The sequence below is a fragment of the Lacinutrix sp. MEBiC02595 genome (genome assembly GCF_053601555.1).
The window spans coordinates 1-271 of the sequence record NZ_JBSHNU010000150.1 but is presented as its reverse complement, the minus strand read 5'-3'; the positions used below and the strand labels follow the sequence as shown (position 1 = coordinate 271).

General features: G+C 42.4%; 1 protein-coding gene. It reads left to right on the top strand.

Features of this window, described 5'->3' with window-relative positions; all coding sequences use genetic code 11:
* On the top strand, positions 1-271 hold a 271-nt coding region (locus ACVCZW_RS02845; RefSeq protein ID WP_452231601.1), incomplete at both ends, for a hypothetical protein.

Sequence of the window (271 nt, the reverse complement as noted above, 5' to 3'; positions counted from 1 at the left end):
CGGATGGAACCTATATTATAGAAGGTGTACCAGCAGGGACAGTAGATATCGTAGTAGATACAACTACTTTACCAACAGGTGCAACATTAACAGAAGGAACAGAACCAACAGAGGTAACGGTACCAGTAAGTGGAACAGTTGCAGCAGGAACAGATGGTTATACTACAGCTGGTTCAGTAACCGGAACCGTATATAACGATGAAGATGGTGATGGAACACAAAACGGAACAGAAACCGGATTCACTACACCAGTAACTGTATTTGCTGATTT